This is a genomic window from Streptomyces sp. NPDC059582, from assembly GCF_042735715.1.
Lineage (GTDB): Bacteria > Actinomycetota > Actinomycetes > Streptomycetales > Streptomycetaceae > Streptomyces.
Genome location: NZ_JBHWCC010000002.1, coordinates 203,778 through 223,722 on the forward strand (window position 1 = coordinate 203,778; position 19,945 = coordinate 223,722).

16 protein-coding genes and 1 pseudogene are annotated in these 19,945 nt (G+C 72.0%); 10 read left to right on the forward strand and 7 right to left on the reverse strand.

The features are described from left to right. Position 1: 1 nt before the first annotated feature. The 5 genes from ACFV0T_RS03010 to ACFV0T_RS03030 all read left to right on the forward strand — a co-directional run bounded on the left by ACFV0T_RS03010 (position 2) and on the right by ACFV0T_RS03030 (position 5,128). Complete coding sequence (locus tag ACFV0T_RS03010; protein ID WP_385773758.1) at positions 2 to 1,336, forward strand: sulfate adenylyltransferase subunit 1; 1,335 nt, start codon at positions 2 to 4, stop codon at positions 1,334 to 1,336. Positions 1,337 to 1,570: 234 nt separating this feature from the next. Beyond that, on the forward strand, positions 1,571 to 2,677 hold the full coding sequence (locus ACFV0T_RS03015) for an aliphatic sulfonate ABC transporter substrate-binding protein (protein WP_385773760.1): 1,107 nt from the start codon (positions 1,571 to 1,573) through the stop codon (positions 2,675 to 2,677). A gap of 12 nt (positions 2,678 to 2,689) precedes the next feature. Next, on the forward strand, positions 2,690 to 3,493 hold the full coding sequence (locus tag ACFV0T_RS03020) for an ABC transporter ATP-binding protein (RefSeq protein ID WP_385773762.1): 804 nt from the start codon (positions 2,690 to 2,692) through the stop codon (positions 3,491 to 3,493). After that, positions 3,480 to 4,370 carry an ABC transporter permease gene (locus ACFV0T_RS03025; protein ID WP_385773764.1) on the forward strand — a complete coding sequence of 297 codons (891 nt, stop codon included), beginning with the start codon at positions 3,480 to 3,482 and terminating at the stop codon, positions 4,368 to 4,370. The genes ACFV0T_RS03020 and ACFV0T_RS03025 overlap by 14 nt, the downstream gene beginning before the upstream one ends. Positions 4,371 to 4,378: 8 nt before the next feature. After that, the gene (locus ACFV0T_RS03030; protein ID WP_385773766.1) at positions 4,379 to 5,128 is read left to right on the forward strand and encodes a sirohydrochlorin chelatase; all 750 of its coding nucleotides are present in this window, start codon (positions 4,379 to 4,381) and stop codon (positions 5,126 to 5,128) included. Positions 5,129 to 5,546: 418 nt separating this feature from the next. Here the strand turns inward: ACFV0T_RS03030 and ACFV0T_RS03035 are convergent, their stop codons facing one another. Continuing rightward, positions 5,547 to 5,951, reverse strand: coding sequence for a hypothetical protein (locus tag ACFV0T_RS03035; protein WP_385773768.1), 405 nt, complete (start codon positions 5,949 to 5,951; stop codon positions 5,547 to 5,549). A 178-nt stretch (positions 5,952 to 6,129) separates the two neighbouring features. Between ACFV0T_RS03035 and ACFV0T_RS03040 the strand changes: the two genes are divergently transcribed. The 3 genes from ACFV0T_RS03040 to ACFV0T_RS03050 all read left to right on the forward strand — a co-directional run bounded on the left by ACFV0T_RS03040 (position 6,130) and on the right by ACFV0T_RS03050 (position 9,742). Next, positions 6,130 to 6,810, forward strand: a complete 681-nt coding sequence (locus ACFV0T_RS03040) for a response regulator (protein WP_385773770.1) — start codon at positions 6,130 to 6,132, stop codon at positions 6,808 to 6,810. Then, the gene (locus ACFV0T_RS03045; protein WP_385773772.1) at positions 6,807 to 8,702 is read left to right on the forward strand and encodes a sensor histidine kinase; all 1,896 of its coding nucleotides are present in this window, start codon (positions 6,807 to 6,809) and stop codon (positions 8,700 to 8,702) included. Before ACFV0T_RS03040 ends, ACFV0T_RS03045 begins: the two co-directional genes overlap by 4 nt. 200 nt (positions 8,703 to 8,902) lie before the next feature. Beyond that, positions 8,903 to 9,742: a DUF5707 domain-containing protein gene (locus ACFV0T_RS03050; protein WP_385773774.1), complete on the forward strand. Its 840-nt coding sequence runs from the start codon at positions 8,903 to 8,905 to the stop codon at positions 9,740 to 9,742. Between the two features lie 279 nt (positions 9,743 to 10,021). On the opposite strand, the gene ACFV0T_RS03055 is transcribed toward ACFV0T_RS03050, so the two are convergent. Continuing rightward, the gene (locus tag ACFV0T_RS03055; protein WP_385773776.1) at positions 10,022 to 10,564 is read right to left on the reverse strand and encodes a DUF1697 domain-containing protein; all 543 of its coding nucleotides are present in this window, start codon (positions 10,562 to 10,564) and stop codon (positions 10,022 to 10,024) included. Positions 10,565 to 10,890: 326 nt separating this feature from the next. Here ACFV0T_RS03055 and ACFV0T_RS03060 point away from each other — a divergent pair, with 326 nt between their 5' ends. Beyond that, positions 10,891 to 13,137, forward strand: a complete 2,247-nt coding sequence (locus ACFV0T_RS03060) for an MMPL family transporter (protein ID WP_385773778.1) — start codon at positions 10,891 to 10,893, stop codon at positions 13,135 to 13,137. Between the two features lie 52 nt (positions 13,138 to 13,189). On the opposite strand, the pseudogene mgt reads toward ACFV0T_RS03060, so the two are convergent. The 4 genes and pseudogenes from mgt to ACFV0T_RS03080 all read right to left on the reverse strand — a co-directional run bounded on the left by mgt (position 13,190) and on the right by ACFV0T_RS03080 (position 17,708). Beyond that, positions 13,190 to 14,429, reverse strand: a pseudogene (gene mgt, locus ACFV0T_RS03065) (macrolide-inactivating glycosyltransferase). A 227-nt stretch (positions 14,430 to 14,656) separates the two neighbouring features. Then, positions 14,657 to 15,937 (reverse strand): ABC transporter substrate-binding protein, encoded by a 1,281-nt coding sequence (locus ACFV0T_RS03070; RefSeq protein WP_385773780.1) that lies wholly within the window; start codon positions 15,935 to 15,937, stop codon positions 14,657 to 14,659. Further along, the gene (locus ACFV0T_RS03075; RefSeq protein WP_385773782.1) at positions 15,937 to 16,770 is read right to left on the reverse strand and encodes a carbohydrate ABC transporter permease; all 834 of its coding nucleotides are present in this window, start codon (positions 16,768 to 16,770) and stop codon (positions 15,937 to 15,939) included. The genes ACFV0T_RS03070 and ACFV0T_RS03075 overlap by 1 nt, the downstream gene beginning before the upstream one ends. Then, positions 16,770 to 17,708 (reverse strand): carbohydrate ABC transporter permease, encoded by a 939-nt coding sequence (locus tag ACFV0T_RS03080; protein ID WP_385773784.1) that lies wholly within the window; start codon positions 17,706 to 17,708, stop codon positions 16,770 to 16,772. Before ACFV0T_RS03080 ends, ACFV0T_RS03075 begins: the two co-directional genes overlap by 1 nt. 229 nt (positions 17,709 to 17,937) lie before the next feature. Between ACFV0T_RS03080 and ACFV0T_RS03085 the strand changes: the two genes are divergently transcribed. Then, entirely contained in the window at positions 17,938 to 18,801 is an 864-nt protein-coding gene (locus ACFV0T_RS03085) for a phosphotransferase enzyme family protein (protein WP_385773786.1), read from the forward strand. Positions 18,802 to 18,904: 103 nt separating this feature from the next. Here the strand turns inward: ACFV0T_RS03085 and ACFV0T_RS03090 are convergent, their stop codons facing one another. Further along, complete coding sequence (locus ACFV0T_RS03090; RefSeq protein ID WP_385773788.1) at positions 18,905 to 19,885, reverse strand: LysR family transcriptional regulator; 981 nt, start codon at positions 19,883 to 19,885, stop codon at positions 18,905 to 18,907. Positions 19,886 to 19,945: the final 60 nt, after the last annotated feature.

Sequence of the window (19,945 nt, forward strand, 5' to 3'; positions counted from 1 at the left end):
CATGAGCGCCACCACGACCGAGGCACTCCCGGCCACCACCCTCCTGCGCTTCGCCACCGCGGGCTCCGTCGACGACGGCAAGTCCACCCTGGTCGGACGCCTGCTGCACGACTCGAAGTCGGTCCTCACCGACCAGCTCGAAGCCGTCGAACGCGCCTCGGCCAGCCGCGGACAGGACACACCCGACCTCGCCCTCCTCACCGACGGTCTGCGCGCCGAACGCGAACAGGGCATCACCATCGACGTCGCCTACCGCTACTTCGCCACACCCCGACGCCGCTTCATCCTCGCCGACACCCCCGGCCACGTGCAGTACACCCGCAACATGGTGACCGGCGCCTCCACCGCCGAACTGACGGTGATCCTCGTCGACGCCCGCAACGGCGTCGTCGAACAGACCCGCCGCCACGCCGCGATCGCCGCACTGCTGCGCGTGCCCCACGCCGTCCTCGCCGTCAACAAGATGGACCTCGTCGAGTACCAGGAGTCCGTGTTCGCCGCGATCGCCGAGGAGTTCACGGCGTACGCGACCGAGCTGGGCGTCCCCGAGGTCACCGCGATCCCGATCTCGGCGCTCGCCGGGGACAACGTGGTCGAGCCGTCCGCGAACATGGACTGGTACGGCGGTCCGACGGTGCTGGAGCACCTGGAGACGGTGCCGGTCAGCCACGACCTGGCGCACTGCCACGCCCGCCTTCCCGTGCAGTACGTGATCCGGCCGCAGACCGCCGAACACCCGGACTACCGGGGTTACGCGGGCCAGATCGCGGCCGGTACGTTCCGGGTCGGCGAGTCGGTGACGGTGCTGCCGTCCGGCCGTTCGACGAGGATCTCCGGCATCGACCTGCTCGGTGCGCCGGTGGACCTGGCGTGGACGACGCAGTCGGTGACCCTCCTGCTGGAGGACGACATCGACGTCTCGCGCGGCGACCTGATCGTGCCCAGCAAGGACGCGCCGCCCACCACGCAGGACATCGAGGCGACCGTCTGTCATGTGGCCGACCAGCCGCTGTCCGTCGGGCACCGCGTGCTGCTCAAGCACGGCACCCGTACGGTCAAGGCGATCGTCAAGGACATCCCGTCCCGCCTCACGCTGGACGACCTGTCCCTGCACCCGCACCCGGGACAGCTCGTCGCCAACGACATCGGCCGGGTGAAGATCCGCACCGCCGAGGCGCTGCCGGTCGACTCCTACGCCGACTCGCGCCGCACCGGCTCGTTCATCCTGATCGACCCTAGCGACGGCACCACGCTCACCGCGGGCATGGTCGGCGAGTCCTTCGCCGCGCCGGACCCCGTCAAGGACGAGTCCGACGACGAAGGCTGGGACTTCTGAGCATGCGGACCAACGACTTCTACTCGACGTTCGCGAAGGAGGGCGGCCGCGTCGGCAGCGGCGCCCTCGGCAGCGGGCAGGGCGGAGTCGCGCGATGTGCGCGATGACGTACGCGCACCGCCTGCGCGCCCTGTCCCCCCACCCGCCGTCTCGGAAACGACGAAGACCGTCCGCCGAACTCCCGGCCACGACCTGAGAGACGTGACCGCCGGGCCAACGAGAGGAAAGCCTCCCGTGCCTGCCACATCAGTTCTTCGCTCCGCCTTCGCGGTCATCGCCGCGCTGCCCCTGCTGACCCTCGCCGCCTGCGGTTACGGATCCGACGCCAAGGACACGAACGCGAACGAGAAGGTCGCCGCCGGGTCGCAGAAGATCGACGGCCTGGACTCCGTGAAGATCGGCTACTTCGGCAACCTGACGCACGCGACCGCGCTGGTCGGCCGCCAGCAGGGCATCTTCCAGAAGGAGCTCGGCGCCACCAAGGCCTCGTACGCCACCTTCAACGCCGGTCCGTCCGAGATCGAGGCGCTCAACGCCGGTTCCATCGACATCGGCTGGATCGGCCCCTCTCCGGCGATCAACGGTTACACCAAGTCCGCCGGCAAGAGCCTGCGCATCGTCGGCGGTTCGGCGTCCGGCGGGGTGAAGCTGGTCGTCGACCCGGACAAGATCAAGTCCCTCAAGGACATCAAGGGCAAAAAAATAGCGACTCCGCAGCTCGGCAACACCCAGGACGTGGCGTTCCTCAACTGGATCGCCGAGCAGGGCTGGAAGGTCGACGCGCAGAGCGGCAAGGGTGACGTCACGGTCGTCCGCAGCGACAACAAGGTGACCCCGGACGCGTTCAAGGCCGGTTCCATCGACGGTGCGTGGGTGCCGGAGCCGACGGCCTCGAAGCTGGTCGCCGAGGGCGGCAAGGCGATCCTCGACGAGGCCACGCTGTGGCCCGACAAGAAGTTCGTGATCACGAACATCATCGTGTCGCAGAAGTTCCTCAAGGAGCACCCGAAGGTCGTCGAAGCCGTGCTGACGGGCTCCGTCGAGGCCAACAAGTGGATCAACGCCAACCCGGACAAGGCGAAGGCAGCGGCGAACAAGCAGCTGGAGGCGGACTCGGGCAAGGCACTGCCGGCCGCGGTCCTGGACCCGGCGTGGACCTCGATCCAGTTCACCGACGACCCGCTCGCCGCCACGCTCGGCACCGAGGCGGACCACGCGGTCAAGGCCGGTCTGCTGGAGAAGCCCGACCTCGCGGGCATCTACGACCTCACTCTGCTCAACAAGGTCCTCAAGGCCCAGGGTGGCAGCGCGGTCGACGACGCCGGTCTCGGCGTCGGCTGACACCCGCCCACGATGAGTACCCAGGAGGTGACGACCATGGCCACGACCCTCGCCAAGGCCGACGCGACCGTCGGACAGGCGGCACGCCTCGAGCACGTCTCGAAGTCCTTCGCGGTACCGGGCGGGCAGCAGCTCGTCCTGGACGACATCAGCCTCGATGTCGCGCCGGGCGAGTTCGTCACCCTCCTGGGTGCCTCGGGCTGCGGCAAGTCCACGCTGCTGAACCTGGTGGCGGGCCTGGACCGGCCCACCGTCGGCGCCATCACGACGGACGGCCGCCCGGCCCTGATGTTCCAGGAGCACGCGCTCTTCCCGTGGCTCAGCGCGGGCAAGAACATCGAACTCGCCCTGAAGATGAGGGGCGTGGCGAAGCCCGAGCGGCGCGGCAAGGCCGAGGAGCTGCTCGAACTGGTCCGGCTGCAGGGCGCGTACGGCAAGCGGGTGCACGAGCTGTCGGGCGGGATGCGGCAGCGGGTGGCGCTGGCCCGCGCGCTGGCGCAGGAGAGCAGCCTGCTGCTGATGGACGAGCCGTTCGCGGCGCTGGACGCGATCACGCGGGACGTGCTGCACGACGAGCTGACCCGCATCTGGGCGGAGACCGGGGTCTCCGTCCTGTTCGTCACGCACAACGTGCGGGAGGCGGTGCGGCTCGCGCAGCGCGTGGTCCTGCTGTCCTCCCGTCCGGGCCGGGTGGCCCGCGAGTGGACGGTCGACATTCCGCAGCCGCGCCGCATCGAGGACGCCCCCGTGGCGGAACTGTCCGTCGAGATCACCGAAGTCCTGCGTGGGGAGATCCGCCGCCATGGCCAGCACTGACACGAAGACGGCGGAGCCTGCCGACCTGCCCGGCATCGGGGCGGGTCTGGACGCGCTGGAGGCCACGGCCACCGGGCGTACGTCGTTGCGGCGGACCTTCGTCGACAAGATCGTGCCGCCGATCACCGCGGTCCTCGTGGTCCTGGTGGTCTGGCAGGGTCTGATCACCCTGAAGATCGTCGACGATCCCACCAAGCTGCCCTCTCCGGCCGCGGTCTGGCGGACGGTCCAGGACGCCTGGCTCCAGGGCAACCTGCTCGACTACATCTGGACCAGCGTCTCCCGCGGTCTGCTGGGGTTCTGCTTCGCGCTGCTCATCGGCACCCCGCTGGGGCTGCTGGTGGCGCGCGTGAAGTTCGTCCGCGCGGCCATCGGACCCATCCTGTCCGGGCTCCAGTCGCTGCCGTCGGTGGCGTGGGTGCCGCCGGCCGTGATCTGGCTGGGTCTGAACAACTCGATGATGTACGCGGTGATCCTGCTCGGCGCGGTCCCTTCCATCGCCAACGGTCTGGTGTCCGGTGTCGACCAGGTACCGCCGCTGTTCCTGCGCGCGGGCCGCACGATGGGCGCGACCGGTCTGAAGGGGATCTGGCACGTCACCCTGCCTGCCGCGCTGCCGGGCTATGTGGCCGGCATGAAGCAGGGCTGGGCGTTCTCGTGGCGCTCGCTGATGGCGGCGGAGATCATCGCGGTCTTCCCCGACCTGGGCGTCGGTCTGGGCCAGCTGTTGGAGAACGCCCGCACCAACGGCGACATGGCCATGGTGTTCGAGGCCATCCTGCTCATCCTGTTCGTCGGTATCGCCATCGACCTGCTGATCTTCAGCCCGCTGGAGCGGTGGGTGCTGCGCAGCCGTGGTCTGCTGGTGAAGAGCTGAGTCGCCCCATGCGCCGTCCGGTCCCCCGCCCCGTTCTCGTGGTCATCGCCCACGGCAGCCGCGATCCTCGGCATGCGGCGACCGTGCACGCCCTCGTCCGGCGGGTACGGTCGCTGCGGCCGGGGCTGCGTGTGGAGACCGGCTTCCTGGACTTCAACATCCCTTCCGTGCGGGGCGTGTTGGAGTCGCTGGCGGCGGAGGGCGTACGGGATGTCGTCGCCCTCCCGCTGCTGCTGACCCGCGCGTTCCACGCGAAGGCGGACATCCCGGCGGTCCTGCGGGAGGCGCCGACGCGGCTGCGGATCCGGCAGGCGGAGGTGCTCGGCCCGTCGCCGCTGCTGCTCTCCGCGCTGGAACGCCGCCTGTACGAGGCGGGGCTGACGCCCGCCGACAAGTCCTCGACCGGGGTGGTCCTGGCCTCGGCGGGGTCCACCGACCCGGAGGCGATCGCGGTGATCGCGGACATCGCGCGGGAGTGGCGGCGCACCGGTTGGCGCGCCGTGCGGCCCGCGTTCGCCTCCGCGGCCCTTCCGCGCACCGAGGACGCGGTTCGGGAGCTGCGGGCGCTGGGGTGCGAGCGGGTGGCCGTCGCCCCCTACGTCCTGGCCCCCGGTTTCCTGCCGGACCGCATCGCGCGGGGCGCGGCGGACGCGGACGTCCTGGCCGAGGCGCTCGGCCCGGCTCCGGAGGTGGCGCGGGTCCTGCTGGAACGGTACGACGCGGCACGTACGCCGGCATTGGCGGCCATGGGGGCGTAGCGCCTGCCCGGCGCGGAACGACGGCTCCGGGGGGAGCGGAGTGCCTGTCCGGCGGGGTGGGCGGGGAAGTCGGCTCCAGGACCGAAGCCGCTGTCCACCCGGCATCGGCGGGGAGGTCGGCTTCAGGACCGAAGTCCCTCTGCCTACGGCGCCGACGGGCAAGCCGGCTCCAGAACCGAAGCCCCTCTCCGCCCGGCATCGACGGGCAAGCCGGCTCCAGAACCGAAGCCCCTCTCCGCCCGGCATCGACGGGCAAGCCGGCTCCAGAACCGAAGTCCCTCTCCGTACGGCGTGGCTCGGCTCCGGTGTCCGCCACTCCCCCGTGGCCCCGGATACCGGAGTCGAGCCGCGGTCACGTCGCCGTCCCCGCGGCGTCGTGACGTCACCCCCTCCCCGCATCACACCTCACTCGTCGCCCTCACGGTGTCGACAGGTCGGGTGTCGGTGCCGGGCGGGACAGGACCAGGGCCGTGACGAACACGGTGACGATCACGGAGAGCGCGACCGCGGCCACCACCCACGCCGGGACCCCGCTGACGAACAGCGCGGGGAGGGAGGTGATCGCCGAGATGATCCGGGAGCCCGCGACGACGCGCGAACCGGTGCGGTCGGCGGTGGGCCAGGTGTAGACGACGGCGACCACCGTGATCAGGCCGAGGATGCCGTCGGCGAACAGCACGCCCGACGGCGGCCCGTCGCCGCCCGAGTCGTCCGCCGGGATGCTGAGGAAGTTCGTCGTGTCGAGGAGCCCCAGCAGCCCGGCGAGCACCAGGCCCACCCTGTTCTTGCGGGTGAGCGCGCCCACCGCCTCCGTCCCACTCATGTCGGTTCCCCCCGTACGGGCCTCGGGGCCGCCGCCATGGCGACCCGGTGAACCGAGCATCGGGGAAGGACCCCGCACCGCGCATCACCTCATCGTCCCGTTCGCCCGGGAGGAGTTCCCGGGCCGTGGGGGAATCGGCGCCCTCCCCGCACGGACGCTTCTCGGCCATCATCGGGACATGACGTCCCCCGCTGCCCGCCCGATCCGGGTCCTCGTCGCCGACGACCATCCCGTCGTACGGCGCGGCATGAGCGCCCTGTTGGCCTCGCTGGCCGGCGTGGAGGTGGTGGCGGAGGCGGGCAACGGTGAAGAGGCCCTGCGTGAGGCACAGTTGAGCCGCCCCGACGTCGTCGTCATGGACATCCAGATGCCGGCGATGGACGGGGTCGAGGCGACCCGGCGGCTGGCCGCGCTGCTGCCCGGCGTGGCGGTGCTCGTGGTGACGATGTTCGAGGACGACGCGACGGTGGTGTCCGCGATGCGGGCCGGGGCCCGCGGCTATCTGCTCAAGGGGGCGGAGCAGGAGGAGATCCTCACCAGTCTGCGTTCGGTGGCGGCGGGCCAGTTCGTGATGGGCCCCGGTGTCGCGGCCCGGCTGCTCGGGCGGCTGGACCCGGCACCCGAACCCCTCCTCCCCTTCCCGGAGTTGACCGTCCGAGAGCGCGAGGTGCTGGATCTCGTCGCCCGAGGCCACAGCAACGGCAGGGTCGCCGCCGAACTGGCCCTGGCCGCCAAGACCGTGGCGAACCACCTGTCCGCCATCTTCACCAAGCTGCGGGTGAACGGCCGGACCGAGGCCGTGATCCTGGCCCGGCGGCAGGGTCTGGGCGGCGATGCCGTGCCGGGCGACGGCACATGAGCCCGCGCCGCCGTCGGCTCGTCCCCTGGAGCGGTCTCGTACTGCTCGCCGCGACGGCGATCGCGTCCCTGTGGTTCGCGCCGCCTTCGTCGTCCGGCCGGTGGGTGATCTGGGCGGTGCTGCTCGGCTGCGGTCTCGCGGTGTCGTCCGGCACGGTGGCCGCCCACGGCGGGGGCCGCGCCGCCGCCCGGCTGCTGGCGGGGTCCGCCGTGGCGCTGCTGGGCGCGCCGCTCGTCCTCGCCGCCGGGGCCCCGGGGTTCGCCGTGGTGCCGGCCATGGTCGCCTCGACGGTCACGGTGCCGCTGGCCGCCCTGCGGGTGGTCGAGGTACGACCGTCCTCTCGGCTGCTGCGCTGGGCGGACGGAGCCGTCGTCGGCACCGGGGCGGGCTGCGCGGCGGCGGCGGTGTGGGGCGAGCCGGCCGCTCTGGTCACGACGGGCATCGCCGCCGGGACCGCGGTGTGCGCGGGGATCTGGGTGCTGTTCGAGGTGACCTCGGGCGACGACCGGCGGCGCGTGCTGTGGGTGGTGCTCGGCGGCGCCGCGTCGATCCTGGGCGGGATGCTGCTCTTCGCGGCGGAGAACTCCCTGCCGATGGGGCCCGTCACCACGGTCGTCGCGACGGGTGCGCTGTCGCTGATCCTGCCGCTGTCGATCACGGTGGCGCTGGTCGCGCCGCGCCGGGCCGACGTGCGTGCGGTGATGCGCGGTGCCGCCGTCCTCATCGTGATGCTCGCGCTGAGCGCCTCGGTGTACGAGGGGGTCGCGGCGGTGTGGGAACTGGCGCTGGGCTCCCGACCGGGCAAGGGGACACCGGCGCTGCTGGCGGCCGTGATCGCGGCCGGGTACCAGCCGGTACGGCTACGGATCGAGGCGAGCATGGACGAGATGCTGTTCGGCAGATCGGCCGACCCGGTCGAGACGCTGACCCGGCTGGGTACGGACCTCACCGCCGGGGCGCCGCCGCCACTGTGGCTGCACACCCTGCGTGCCACGCTCGGCGTGCCGGGCATCGCCCTGCAGCAGGACGGCTCGACGATCGCCACGGCGGGGGCCGTGGGAAGCGCGGACGACGGCCACACCACGCTCACGGCGCTGCGGGCCGGCGGCGAGCACGTCGGCGACCTGGTGGTCTGGCTGCCGCCCGGGCATCTGCGGCTGCCGCGGGCCGCGGCCGCGGTGGTGGAGCTGGTGGCGGCGCCACTGGCCCAGGCGCTGCACGCGGCCCGGCTGAGTGAGCAACTGCGCGTTTCCCGCGGCCGGTTGGTGACCGTGCTGGAGGAGGAGCGCCGCCGGATGCGCCGCGATCTGCACGACGGTCTCGGTCCGACCCTCACCGGCATCGCCTACACCGCCGACGCGGCCGTCAATCTGGTCGCCCGGGACCCGGAGCGTGCCGTGGAGATGCTGCGCGGGCTGCGCTCCGACGTCGGCGACGCGATCACCGAGATCCGCCGGATCGTCTACGGTCTGCGCCCCGGAGCCCTCGACGAACTGGGCCTCGTCGACGCCGTACGCCAGCGCATCGCGCCGTTGCGCGGACCCGGCGGCCGTCCGCTGCGCGTGGCGGTCACCGCCCCGGAGCTGCCCCCGCTGCCCGCGGCGGTCGAGGTCGCCGCGTACCGGGTCGCGGTGGAGGCGGTGACCAACGTCGCCCGGCACTCGGGCGCCGACAGCGCCACTCTCACCCTGGAGTTGACGGGGACGGCGTGTCTGCGGGTGACGGTGACGGACACCGGCTGCCACCGCGGGCCGTGGCCGCACGGCGTGGGGATCCGTTCTATGTACGAGCGCGTGGAACAGATCGGCGGCACGCTCACCCTGCGGGCGACACCGGAGGGCGGGACGGTGACCGCCGACCTGCCCCTGGCCGTGCCGGCCTTTCCTCGGTGACCGGTCCTCGTTCACCTGTGGTTCAGGCGCGGAGGGCGCCAAGAAATAGAAGATTCCCCTCCGGAAAAATGTCGTATCTTCGGGCAACCGTTGGCTTCCTCCCCCTGTCTCGTCTGTCGAGTCGATCGACTACAGAAACACGACAGGGACCCGGGTCTCGAAAAAGGGAGTTCCGGCCCTGCTCCAACGTGGGGAAATACATGCGCATATCCGCCTCCGTCGGCATCGTGACCGCCGCGCTGGCCCTTTCCGCGCTCGCCGTGCCGGCCGCCCAGGCCGAGCCGAAGCCGGGCGTCTCCGCCTCGAAGACCACGGCGTTCGCCGCCGCCTCGGGAGACGAGTCGCGGGGCGACACGAAGATCTACGGCATCAGCGTCGGCGGTGCCAACAACGTCGTGGTCGCCGCCACCCAGAAGAAGACGTTCACCATCTCCGTGACCGCCACCGACGACTCCGGCATCCAGGACGCCTACGCCGCTCTGTGGCACGGGCCCGACCTCCGCCACGCCGACGGCATGCTCCTGCCGAACCTGGGCGGGGGGCAGGTCGGCAACTGCACCAAGGTCACCGCCACGATGTCGACCTGCGAGGTCAAGATCGTGGTCGACGCGAGGACCGACCTCTCCAACTCCCTCGCCGGGACCTGGAAGGTGTGGACGGCGGCCGTCGCCAACGACGGCGACCACATCCTGCGCGAGGCGTTCAGCACCGCCCGGGTGCAGCGCTCCGCGCAGCTGACCGTCGACGCCGCTCCCGAGCCGGTGAAGAAGGGCAGGACCCTCACCGTCACCGGACGCCTGACGCACGCCAGTTGGACCGACGGACGGAGCGTCCCCTACACGGGACAGCCGGTGAAGTTGCAGTTCCGCAAGAAGGGGACCGACACCTTCGCCACGCTCAAGACGGTCACGACCGACCGCAAGGGAAATCTGCGGACGACCGTGAGGGCCACCGCGGACGGTGACTACCGGTACAACTTCTTCGGGAATTCCAGCAACCCCTGGACCACTTCCCACCTCGATTCCATCGACGTGAGGTGATGACCGTGCGGCCCCGGGAATTCCCGGGGCCGCACGCGCGTGACGGGCCGGTGTTTCTTCCCGGTTCCGGTTCAGCGCTCCACGTGGCGCCCTGCCGCGGGTTCCGGCCGCCGGCGCCCGCTCGCACACGGGCGACCAGCTCCTGCGGCAACTGCCCGCGCGGGGCGTGGTGTTCGAGGAGGCTGTCGCGCACGGAAGGAGCCTCGCACGGGCGGGGGTCCGGGCGCTCGGAGTCGACCTTGTCCCGGGGGCAACGGGCGGCCACCGGCCCGCGGGCGCTCAGCCCGTCAGCTCCACCAGCTTGACGACGGTGTTCCAGTTGCGCGTGGTGGCGGTCAGGCCCTTGGTGAGCCGCGGCCTGGACAACTGCTCGGCGAGCTTGGAGCGGCCCAGGCCGTCCGGGGCGTACAGGTACAGGGCGCGGTCACCCAGGCGGAACTCCTCCGGCAGGTACGCGGCCGGCTCGACCCCGGCAAAACGGGCCGCGTCGACGGGCTCGGAGAAGTACGTGATGTGCAGCTGCTTGGCCTGGAGTTCGGCGGCCGGGAACGGACAGGCGTCGGCGACCGCCTTCAGGTAGGCGTGGTCGCGCACGATGACGCCGACCGGGAAGCCGAAGTGCCGCTCGATCGCCCCCGCGAGCTCGGCCGCGAGGGATTCCTCGTCGCCGTCGCCGGAGGTGAACACGGCCTGGCCGCTCTGGAGATGGGTGCGCACACCGTCGTACCCGAGGCCCGTCATCAGGGTGCGGAGGTCCGCCATCGGGACCTTCTTGCTGCCGCCCACGTTGATACCGCGCAGCAGTGCCGCGTACGTCGTCATCCGCACAGCCTAGAGCGGTCGTCGTGCCCCGTGGGGGTCGGCACGACGACCGCTCGGACCCGGCCGGTCCCGGGCCGGGCAACGTAAGTTACTCACTGGTCAGCATGCGGCACAACCTCACACCCCTGATCCACGTCCCCGACGGGCCCGGATGCGTGTAAGGGGCCGTCGTCGTCCCCAGTGCGGAGACGGCGCGGTCCGAGGGGATGAGCCGGGCCCGCCGCACGTCACCGGGCAGTACGACGAGATGCCTTTATCCGCCCCATACCTTCGAAACGAAAGGTGGCGGCAGGGGCTGTCACCGCAGACGAGGGGGCAGGCCCGTCATGGGGAACGGAGATGTACGGGTGCGGGGTCTCGCCGCCCGGGCCGGGGGCTGGAGCGCCCGGCACCGATGGGCGGCCGTCGGGATCTGGGTGCTGTTCGTCGTCCTGGCGATGGGGCTCGGCTCGGCCGCGGGCCGCGTCGACGTCAACGAGAGCGACCAGCTCAAGGGCGAGACGCACACCGCCGCCAGGATCATCGAGGACGCGGGGATCGAGAAGCCGGCCGGCGAGACGGTCCTGATCCAGGGCAAGGACGCCGGCGTCAAGGCCACGGACACCGAGTTCCGGGCGGCGGTCGCCGATGTCGTGGCGGCGGTGGAGGCCACCGGCCGCGTCACGGACGTGACCTCGCCGTACGACACGCGGACGATCTCGAAGGACGGGCGCAGCGCGCTGGTGCAGTTCGACATGCGCGGCGACTCCGAGACCGCCGGGACGCGGGTGGAGCCCGTCCTGAAGGCCGTCGAGGACGTCGGCAAGAAGCACGCGTCGCTGCGGGTCGAGGAGATCGGCAGCGCCAGCATGATGAAGACGTTCGACGACGCGTTCGGGGACGACTTCCAGAAGGCCGAGCTCTCCGCGGTGCCGGTGGCCCTCGGCATTCTGCTCATCGCCTTCGGTGCGCTGGTGGCCGCGCTGCTGCCGGTGGCCCTGGCGATCACCGCGATCATGGCGACGATGGGCCTGATGGGCGTCGTCAGCCATGTGATGCCGATGAGCGACACCGCCAACTCCGTGATGCTGCTGGTCGGTCTGGCCGTCGGCGTCGACTACTGCCTGTTCTACCTGCGCCGGGAGCGCGAGGAGCGCGAGGCCGGCCGGGACGCGCAGACGGCCCTGCGGATCGCCGCCGCGACCAGCGGCCGGGCGATCGTGGTCTCCGGCGTCACGGTGTGCGTGGCGATGGCCGGCATGCTCTTCACCGGGCTCGCCGAGTTCGAGGCGATGGGTCTGGCCTCGCTGATGGTCGTGGCGGTCGCCATGGTCGGTTCGGTGACCGTGCTGCCCGCGCTGCTGTCGCTGCTGGGCGGGCGGGTCGAGAAGGGCAGGATCCCGTTCCTGGGCCGACGTCGGCGGGGCGGCAGCGGAGACAGCCGGTTCTGGACCGCGGTCCTCAAGGGCGTACTGGCCAAGCCCGTCGTCTCCGTCGTCGTCGCGACCGGCGCCCTGCTGGCGATCGCGGCTCCCGCGGTCGGCATGAAGACCCAGAACCTCACCCTGGACCAGGAGTTCGGCGACTCGCTGTCCATCGTGCAGACCTACGACCGCCTCAACGACGCCTTCCCCGGCGGCTCCGAGCCGGCCGAGGTCGTCGTCAAGGCGCGGGACATCAACGCTCCCGAGGTGAAGAGCGCGCTCGCCCAGTTCAAGGAGCGGGCGATCAGCTCGGGCGCCTCACGCGGCCCGGTCGAGATCAAGCTGCACGACGCGCAGAACGTCGCCTTCGTCTACGTCCCGCTGGTCGGCGGCTCCGACCAGGACAAGGCGAGCGCGAGCCTGGAGAAGCTGCGCGACGAGGTACGGCCCGCCACGCTCGGCAAGGTCGCCGGTGTGCAGGCGCCGGTCACCGGACAGGTCGCGGGCAACCACGACTTCAACGACCAGTTGGTCGGCTCGGTCGTCCCGGTCTTCGCGTTCGTCGTGGTCTTCGCCTTCCTGCTGATGCTGCTGTCGTTCCGCTCGCTGACCGTCGCGATCACGTCGATCGCGCTGAACCTGCTCTCGGTGGGCGCGGCGTACGGCGTCCTCGTGGCCGTCTTCCAGCACGGCTGGGGCGCCTCGCTGGTGGGCGCGGAGGGCGTCGGAGCCATCGTCACCTGGCTGCCGCTGTTCCTCTTCGTCATCCTGTTCGGCCTGTCGATGGACTACCACGTGTTCGTGGTCTCGCGGATCCGCGAGGCCCGGCTGCGCGGCCGTACGACGAAGGACGCGATCCAGCACGGTGTGGTCACCACGGCCGGTGTCGTGACCAGTGCCGCCGTCATCATGGTCGCCGTGTTCGCGATCTTCGGAACGCTGTCCATGCAGTCCATGAAGCAGATGGGCGTCGGCCTCGCGGCCGCGGTGCTCATCGACGCGACGGTCATCCGGGGTGTGCTGCTCCCGGCGGTGATGGCGCTGCTCGGCGAGCGCAACTGGTACCTGCCGAAGTGGCTCGACCGGATGCCGGACCTCACGCACGACGAGTCGACGGAGGCCGTGGCCGCCGCCCCGGTGCGGGACGAGGGTGAGCCGCTGAAGGTCTGACGCCCCCGACCGAGGGCCCGTTGGTATCCCGGGGGAACCGACGGGCCCTCACTCATGCGCGCCGCGCGGGGAGTTCGGCCTCGATGAGATCGGCCGCCCGTCGTGTGCCGCCCTCCTGAGCCATCCCGGCCTGGACGTCCTTCAGCCGACGGGCCACCTCCGGGTTGTCGACCAGGGACAGGGCGGTGGCGCGCAGGTTCTCGGCGGTGGCCTCCTCGGTCGACAGGCGCCGGGCGACACCGAGGGCCTGGAGCAGCTCCGCGTTGCCGAACTGGTCGGCGGCCTGGGGTACGGCGATCATCGGCGTGGCGGTGGCCAGTCCCTCCTGGCTGCCGCCCGCGCCCGCGTGCGTGACGAACAGGTCGGCCTGTTCCAGGATGGCGGGCTGCGGGACCCAGGACCGTACGTCGACGCCTGCCGGTATGTCGCCCAGCTCGGCCGGGTCGACATGCCTGCCGATCTGGAGCACGAGGTGCCAGCCGGGCAGGTCGCCGAAGGCCCGTACGCACTCCCGGTAGAAGCCGGGCTGCTTGGTGAAGGCCGACCCGAGCGACACGAGCACCACCTTCCCGGCGTCCGCGGGCCGCCGCCACTCGTCCTCGGCGGCCCGGTCGGCACGGCAGGCGCCCACGAAGGTGTACACGCGCTCGTCGACCCGGTCGGCGTGCGGCTGGAGGGCCTTGGGGATGAGCACGAGGGAGCGGTCGGGACGCCCGGCGAAGGCGTCGGGGTGCAGGGTGATGCCGTTCTCCTCCAACCAGGCCCCGAAGCGGGCGTAGTAGGCCCGTCCGCGCTCGGTCTTGCGGGGCTCCGCCCACATCGGCTCGGCGACCTCCTCCTCGTAGCCCTGCCAGGCGACCATGGCGGGCGAGAGGGAGATCGCGGGCACGCCCCAGCGGTGCGCGAGGACGCGGGCCGGGTAGGCGGCGATGTCGTGCACGACGAGGTCGGGTTCGTCGCCGTCGTAGGCCTCGGCCAGCCGGGGCAGTGCCTGGACGGCGTCGTCCAGGAACGGCTCGACGTTGTCGAGCAGCGTGCTTCCCCAGGCGGCCGGGTCGTCGTCGGGCCCGGGCAGTGTGGAGTGCCAGGGCTTCACCTCGGCGCCGGTCGCGGCGACCTTGTCCGCGAACACGGGCGGAACCGCGTAGGTGACCCGGTGTCCGCGCGCGACGAGTTCACGGATCACCTCCAGGCTCGGGTTCACGTGGCCGTGGGCGGCGATGGAGAACATGGCGATGTGCGCGGGGGTGGTCATGCCGTCGACGGTAAGCGAGACGATACGTCTCGTGCAACTGGAATGCGCACGGAGCGGGGGCGGGGCCGGTACGGAGCGGGGCAGGTGCGGAACGAGGGCGGGGCAAGTGCGGCACGGGGCAAGTGCGGCACGGGAGCGGGGCAAGTGCGGCACTACGCGTCCAGCGCCGGAGCGGTGCGTTCGGCCGGAACCGTGCGTTCGGTGCGTTCGGCTCCGGAACCCTTCGTCAGCGCCGGTAGCGGGCGTCAGCGCTCGTGGCCGGCCTCAGCGCTGGTAGCGGGCCAGGACGAGGTTCCCGTCCCGCTCCAGGCGGGTGCGCAGCTCGTCCAGGCCGATCGCTCCGCTGTAGTACTCCTGGAAGGCGGGGGTGGCGACCTTGTCCTTCCACTCCGGGTAGCCGCGCACCGACTGCGCGGGGGCGGGGCGGAGGTGGGCGGCGAGGGCGGTGCCGGTGGACCAGCCGTCCTTCGCTGTGTGCAGGGCGGGGTCCGCGAGCGCCTCGGTGCCGGTGGGCAGCATCCAGTCGCCGAGGGCCAGTCGCACCATGTTCTCCGGGCGCAGCAGGAAGTCGACGAACGCGGCCGCCTCCTTCTTGTGCGGGCTGTCCTCGGCGACGGACAGCGTCTGCGGGCTGACGCCCTGGGCGAGTCCGTCGGCGCCGGCCGGGGCGGGCAGCACCTGCCAGTCGAAGCCCTCGGGTGCCTGCTGCGCGATCTGCTGGCGGTAGGAGAAGCCGAGCGGGACCATCGCGTACCGGCCGCCGAAGAACCCGGGCAGCGTGTCCGAGCCGCCGCTGCCCAGCGTCGAACCGGGGGCGCTGTGGTCGGTGTCGACCTGGTCGTGGATCGTGCTCGGCACCACCGCGTCGGCCGCCCCGAAGCGGACGGTCACCCTGCCGTCGGCGTCCCGGTGGAACAGTTGCCCGCCCGCGGAGAGGGACAGGTTGAGCGTGGCGGAGACGGGCTCCTTCAGCGGCCAGGCCACCCCGTACCTGCCGCCGTCGCCGTCACCGAGCTTCCGGGTGACACTTCTGAACTCCGTCCAGGTCCACGGATCCTCAGGGGTCGGGATCCGTACTCCGGACTGCTTCAGCCAGGCCGCGTTGGCGATCAGCACCCGCGGCTCCTGGAGGAACGGCACCCCGTAGATCCCGTCCCCGAAGGTAGTCGTCCGCCAACTCCGCTGCGGGACGTCGGACTTCAGGCGTGCGGACAGCAGGTCGGTCAGGTCGGCGAGGTAGCCGCCGTAGGCGAAGTCCGCGAGGTCGTCCGACGCGTCGTGGATCACGTCGGGCGCCTCGCCGCCCTCGAAGGCGGTCAGGAGCTGGTCGTGGACGCTGTCCCAACTGCCCTGTACGTACTCGACGCTGACGTCCGGATGGGCCGCGTTCCACTCCGCGACCAGTTCCTTGTTGGCCTCGACCGACTCCTGCTGCCAGGCCAGCGACTGGAACCGGAGCGTGATCCGGCCGTCGTCGTGACCACCCCCGGAGGTGCAGCCCGCGAGAAGCAGCAGCAGGACCACGGTCAGCAGGCGTGCGCGCATCAGCTCTTCACCGCCCCGGCGAGCATGCCGCCCGTGATCCGCCGCTGCACGACCGCGAAGACCACCAGCGAGGGCAGGGTGGCGAGGAAGGCGGCGGCGGCCAGCGGGCCGAGGTCCGCGACGCCCTCCGCGCCGATGAAGTGGGTGAGGACGACCGGCAGGGTCTGTTTCCCCGGGGACTTGAGCAGGACCAGCGCGAAGAAGAACTCGTTCCACGCGGTGACGAACGCGAACAGCGCCGTCGCCACGATCCCCGGCGCGAGCAGCGGGGCGGTCACCGACACCAGCGTCCGCAGCCGTCCCGCCCCGTCGACCGCGGCCGCCTCCTCCAGTTCGGCCGGCACGGCACGGACGTATCCGACGAGCATCCACAGCGCGAACGGCAGCGCCCAGACGACGTACACCATGACCAGCCCGGCGAGCGAGTCGATCAGGCGGAGGTTCTTCAGCACCAGGAACAGCGGGATGATCACCAGCACGAACGGGAACGCCTGGCTGACCACGACCCACCCGGACGCGGCCCGCGCGAGGCGGCCCCGCTGCCGGGCCATGACGTACGCCATCGGGGTCGCCACGCACACGGCGATCACCGCGGCCCCGGACGCGGCCAGCAGCGAGTTGAACGCGGCGTGCAGCAGGGGCTGTTCGTCGAAGGCCTGTCGGAAGTTGGCGAGGGTGGGGTGCCGCGGGATCCAGGTGGGGTGCAGGTCGGCCAGCTCGCGCGGCGGTTTGAAGGCGATGGAGAGCAGCCAGACGAGCGGGAAGGCCAGGAAGACGAGGTACGCCAGCAGGGCCGCGTACTGGCCGGCGCGGGCCACCGGACGGGTCCTCATCACCGTGCGTCTCCCCTCAGCCGGCCCACGAGGAAGCCGGCCAGCAGCACCGAGATCACCGCGACCATCACACAGCCCATCGCCGCCGCGTACCCGAACTGGCCATAACGGAAGGCCTCTTCGTAGGCGAAGAGCATGGGCAGGCGGGTGCGGCCGCCGGGGCCGCCGTTGGTCAGCACATAGACCAGGGCGAAGGAGTTGAAGTTCCAGATCAGGTTGAGCGCGGTGATCGCCAGGGCCACCGGGCGCAGGGCCGGCCAGGTGACCGTACGGAAGCGGCGCCAGGCACCCGCGCCGTCCACCGCCGCAGCCTCGTGCAGTTCCCGCGGGGTGTTCTGGAGTCCGGCCAGCAGGGCGACCGTGGTCTGTGGCAGACCCGCCCAGACGCCGACGACGATCACCGCGGGCAGGGCGGTGGCCAGGCCGCTGAGCCAGTCGCGGCCGTCGCCCAGGCCGAGGTCGCGCAGGGTCTCGTTGAGGATGCCCGCGTCGGGGTTGTAGACGAGCCGCCACATGACGCCGACGACGACCTCGGGCATGGCCCAGGGGATGATCGCGAGGGCCCGGGCCAGCCAGCGCAGCCGCAGGTCCTGGTCGAGGAGCAGGGCGAGGCCGAGGGCCAGCAGGAACTGCGGGACGGTCACCCCGACCGCCCAGACCAGCCCGATCCGGAACGACTCCCAGAACAGCGTGTCGTGCAGCAGGTCGCGGAAGTTGAGGGCGCCGATCCACTGCGTGGGCGCGGTGCGGCCCGACTGCGCGTCGGTGAACGCCAGCAGGATCCCGTACAGCAGCGGTCCGACGCTCAGCACCAGGATCGGGATCAGCGCGGGCAGCACCAGGAACCAGGCGCCGTGGCCGCCCGCCGGCCGCCGCTCGTTCCGTGCCGGGCCCGGCCCTCGTCGCGGCCGGCGCCCCGCCTGCAGCACCGACGTCACTGCATCAGCCCCTTCGCGCGGCTCGGGTGGGCCCCGTCATGGTCGTGAAGGCGGTGCGTCCCGTCAAGACACCGCGCACACGGCCCGACCTGTAGGGATGCGAGACTGGCCGACGATTGGCGGGATCCCGACGGTGTGTGCGCCCGCACATCGGGCCGGCCGGATCCGGCACACCGGGTCGGCGGGAGCCGACCTGTCGGGACAGCTAGTACGGACACGGAGGCGGACGATGGACGAGGCACGGGCCCGGGAGGTACTGGCCGCGGCAGGGGTGTCACCGGCACCGGCCGGGGACGCGACACTGCTCGCCCTGGGCGAGAACGCGGTGTTCGCCGCCGGTGACCTGGTGGTCAAGGTGGGCCGCGACGCCGAACTCCTCGACCGGGCCCGGCGCGAACTGGCCATCGCGGCCTGGCTCGCCGAGGCGGGTGTCCCTGCGGTGCGGGCCGCCGAACCCGAGGCCCTCCTGGTGGCGGGGCACCCGGTGACCGTGTGGCACCGGCTGCCCGATCCGGTACGACCCGCCGAGCCCCGCGATCTGGCCGAACTGCTACGGGTCGTGCACGCCCTGCCCGCCCCCGACTTCGCCCTGCCGCCGCGCGAGCTGCTCGGCGGGGTGGAGCGCTGGCTGCGGCTGGCCGGTGCCGCGATCGACCCGGCGGACGCGGCCTATCTGCGCGAGCGCCGCGACGGCTTCGCGACGGCCGCGGCCGCGCTCACCCCGCAGCTGCCGCCCGGACCGATCCACGGCGACGCGCTGCCCCGCAACGTGCACATCGGGCCGGACGGGCCCGTCCTGGTCGACCTGGAGACCTTCTCCGCCGACCTGCGCGAGCACGACCTGGTGGTGATGGCCCTCTCCCGCGACCGCTACGGCCTGCCGGCCGAGGCCTACGACTCCTTCATCGGCGCCTACGGCTGGGACGTGCGCGAGTGGGCGGGATGTTCGGTGCTGCGCGGCGCCCGCGAGACCGCCAGCTGCGCCTGGGTCGCCCAGCACGCCCCGAGCAACCCCAAGGCACTGGAGGAGTTCCGGCGCCGGGTGGCGTCCCTGCGGGACGGGGACGAGACGGTGCGGTGGTATCCGTTCTGATCTGAGACACCCCGGTCGTGCGGGTCGCACCGGGTATCCGGTGAGCCTGCCGTGCCCCTCGGGGGCGGGCGGATCGGGTGGTGCGTGACGGGCGGGGGCACGGTCAGGTGTCCGGGACGTCCTGGCTCTCCGGGGTGCCCGGAGCGGCCCGGGTGTCCCGGGTGTCCCCGGTCGCGGCCCTCGTGTCGCGGTTCTGGATCGTGCGGGCGGCGCGGCGGAGTTCGGTCAGGACCGTGCGGACCGCCGCCCGGGCCGTGCGCTCGGGACGGCACAGGGCGTCGATATGGCGTCTGGCCTGGACGCCGCTCAGCGGCCGCAGGACCAGCGCCGGGTGCGGGCGCATGGTCCAGCGGGGCAGCAGCGCGATGCCGCCCCCGGCGGCGACGGCCTCGGCGACCACCGTGAACTCGTTGATGCGGTGGGCCAGTCGCACCCGGCGGCCGGCCGCGGCGGCGATCGCCTCGACGGTCGCCAGGACGGGGAACCCGTCGTGCGCGGTGATCCACGGTTCGTCGGCCACGTCCCGCGGGGTCACGCGCCGTTTCGCGGCCAGCGGATGACCGGCGGGCATCGCCACGTCGAGCGGTTCGCGCAGCAGCCCGGTCACGGTCACCGTGCGCGGCCACGGCGGGGCGTGGTCGAGGCGGTGCGCGAGCACGAGGTCGTACTCCCGGGTCAGCCGGGGGAACTCCTCCTGCGGTACGTCCTCGTCGGCGAGGCCGAGTGCGGGCGCGCCGGACCCCGCGCAGGCCCGCAGCAGGAGCGGGAAGAAGGCCGAGCCCGCGCTGTGGAACGCCGCCACCGACACCTCGCCGTCCGGCCGGCCGACGAACTCCGCCACGGTGTGCCGGGCCCGGGCCAGCGCGGTCTCCACCTCGACGGCCGCGCCCGCCAGCGCCTGTCCGGCGTCGGTGAGCACCAGCCGCCGCCCGTGGCGCTCGGTGAGCGGCACCGGAAGGGAGCGCTGGAGCAGCCGCAGCTGCTGTGAGATCGCCGACGGCGTCACCAGCAGCGCCTCGGCGACCGCGGTGACGCTGCCGAGTTCGCCCAGCTCGCGCAGGATCCGCAACTGCCGTTCGTCCATTTCCGCAGTGTACGGGCACAGTGTAGGTACGCTAAAAGATCGTTTTAGAAACTGGTTCTG

What these genes read in the sequence shown, in the direction of transcription:
- ACFV0T_RS03045 (WP_385773772.1), top strand. Translation starts at nt 6,807, where the DNA reads ATGAGCCCGCGCCGCCGTCGGCTCGTCCCCTGGAGCGGTCTCGTACTG.
- ACFV0T_RS03070 (WP_385773780.1), bottom strand. Translation starts at nt 15,937, where the DNA reads ATGCGCGCACGCCTGCTGACCGTGGTCCTGCTGCTGCTTCTCGCGGGC.
- ACFV0T_RS03055 (WP_385773776.1), bottom strand. Translation starts at nt 10,564, where the DNA reads ATGACGACGTACGCGGCACTGCTGCGCGGTATCAACGTGGGCGGCAGC.
- ACFV0T_RS03030 (WP_385773766.1), top strand. Translation starts at nt 4,379, where the DNA reads ATGCGCCGTCCGGTCCCCCGCCCCGTTCTCGTGGTCATCGCCCACGGC.
- ACFV0T_RS03010 (WP_385773758.1), top strand. Translation starts at nt 2, where the DNA reads ATGAGCGCCACCACGACCGAGGCACTCCCGGCCACCACCCTCCTGCGC.
- ACFV0T_RS03025 (WP_385773764.1), top strand. Translation starts at nt 3,480, where the DNA reads ATGGCCAGCACTGACACGAAGACGGCGGAGCCTGCCGACCTGCCCGGC.
- ACFV0T_RS03075 (WP_385773782.1), bottom strand. Translation starts at nt 16,770, where the DNA reads ATGAGGACCCGTCCGGTGGCCCGCGCCGGCCAGTACGCGGCCCTGCTG.
- ACFV0T_RS03020 (WP_385773762.1), top strand. Translation starts at nt 2,690, where the DNA reads ATGAGTACCCAGGAGGTGACGACCATGGCCACGACCCTCGCCAAGGCC.
- ACFV0T_RS03050 (WP_385773774.1), top strand. Translation starts at nt 8,903, where the DNA reads ATGCGCATATCCGCCTCCGTCGGCATCGTGACCGCCGCGCTGGCCCTT.
- ACFV0T_RS03085 (WP_385773786.1), top strand. Translation starts at nt 17,938, where the DNA reads ATGGACGAGGCACGGGCCCGGGAGGTACTGGCCGCGGCAGGGGTGTCA.
- ACFV0T_RS03035 (WP_385773768.1), bottom strand. Translation starts at nt 5,951, where the DNA reads ATGAGTGGGACGGAGGCGGTGGGCGCGCTCACCCGCAAGAACAGGGTG.
- ACFV0T_RS03040 (WP_385773770.1), top strand. Translation starts at nt 6,130, where the DNA reads ATGACGTCCCCCGCTGCCCGCCCGATCCGGGTCCTCGTCGCCGACGAC.
- ACFV0T_RS03090 (WP_385773788.1), bottom strand. Translation starts at nt 19,885, where the DNA reads ATGGACGAACGGCAGTTGCGGATCCTGCGCGAGCTGGGCGAACTCGGC.
- ACFV0T_RS03060 (WP_385773778.1), top strand. Translation starts at nt 10,891, where the DNA reads ATGGGGAACGGAGATGTACGGGTGCGGGGTCTCGCCGCCCGGGCCGGG.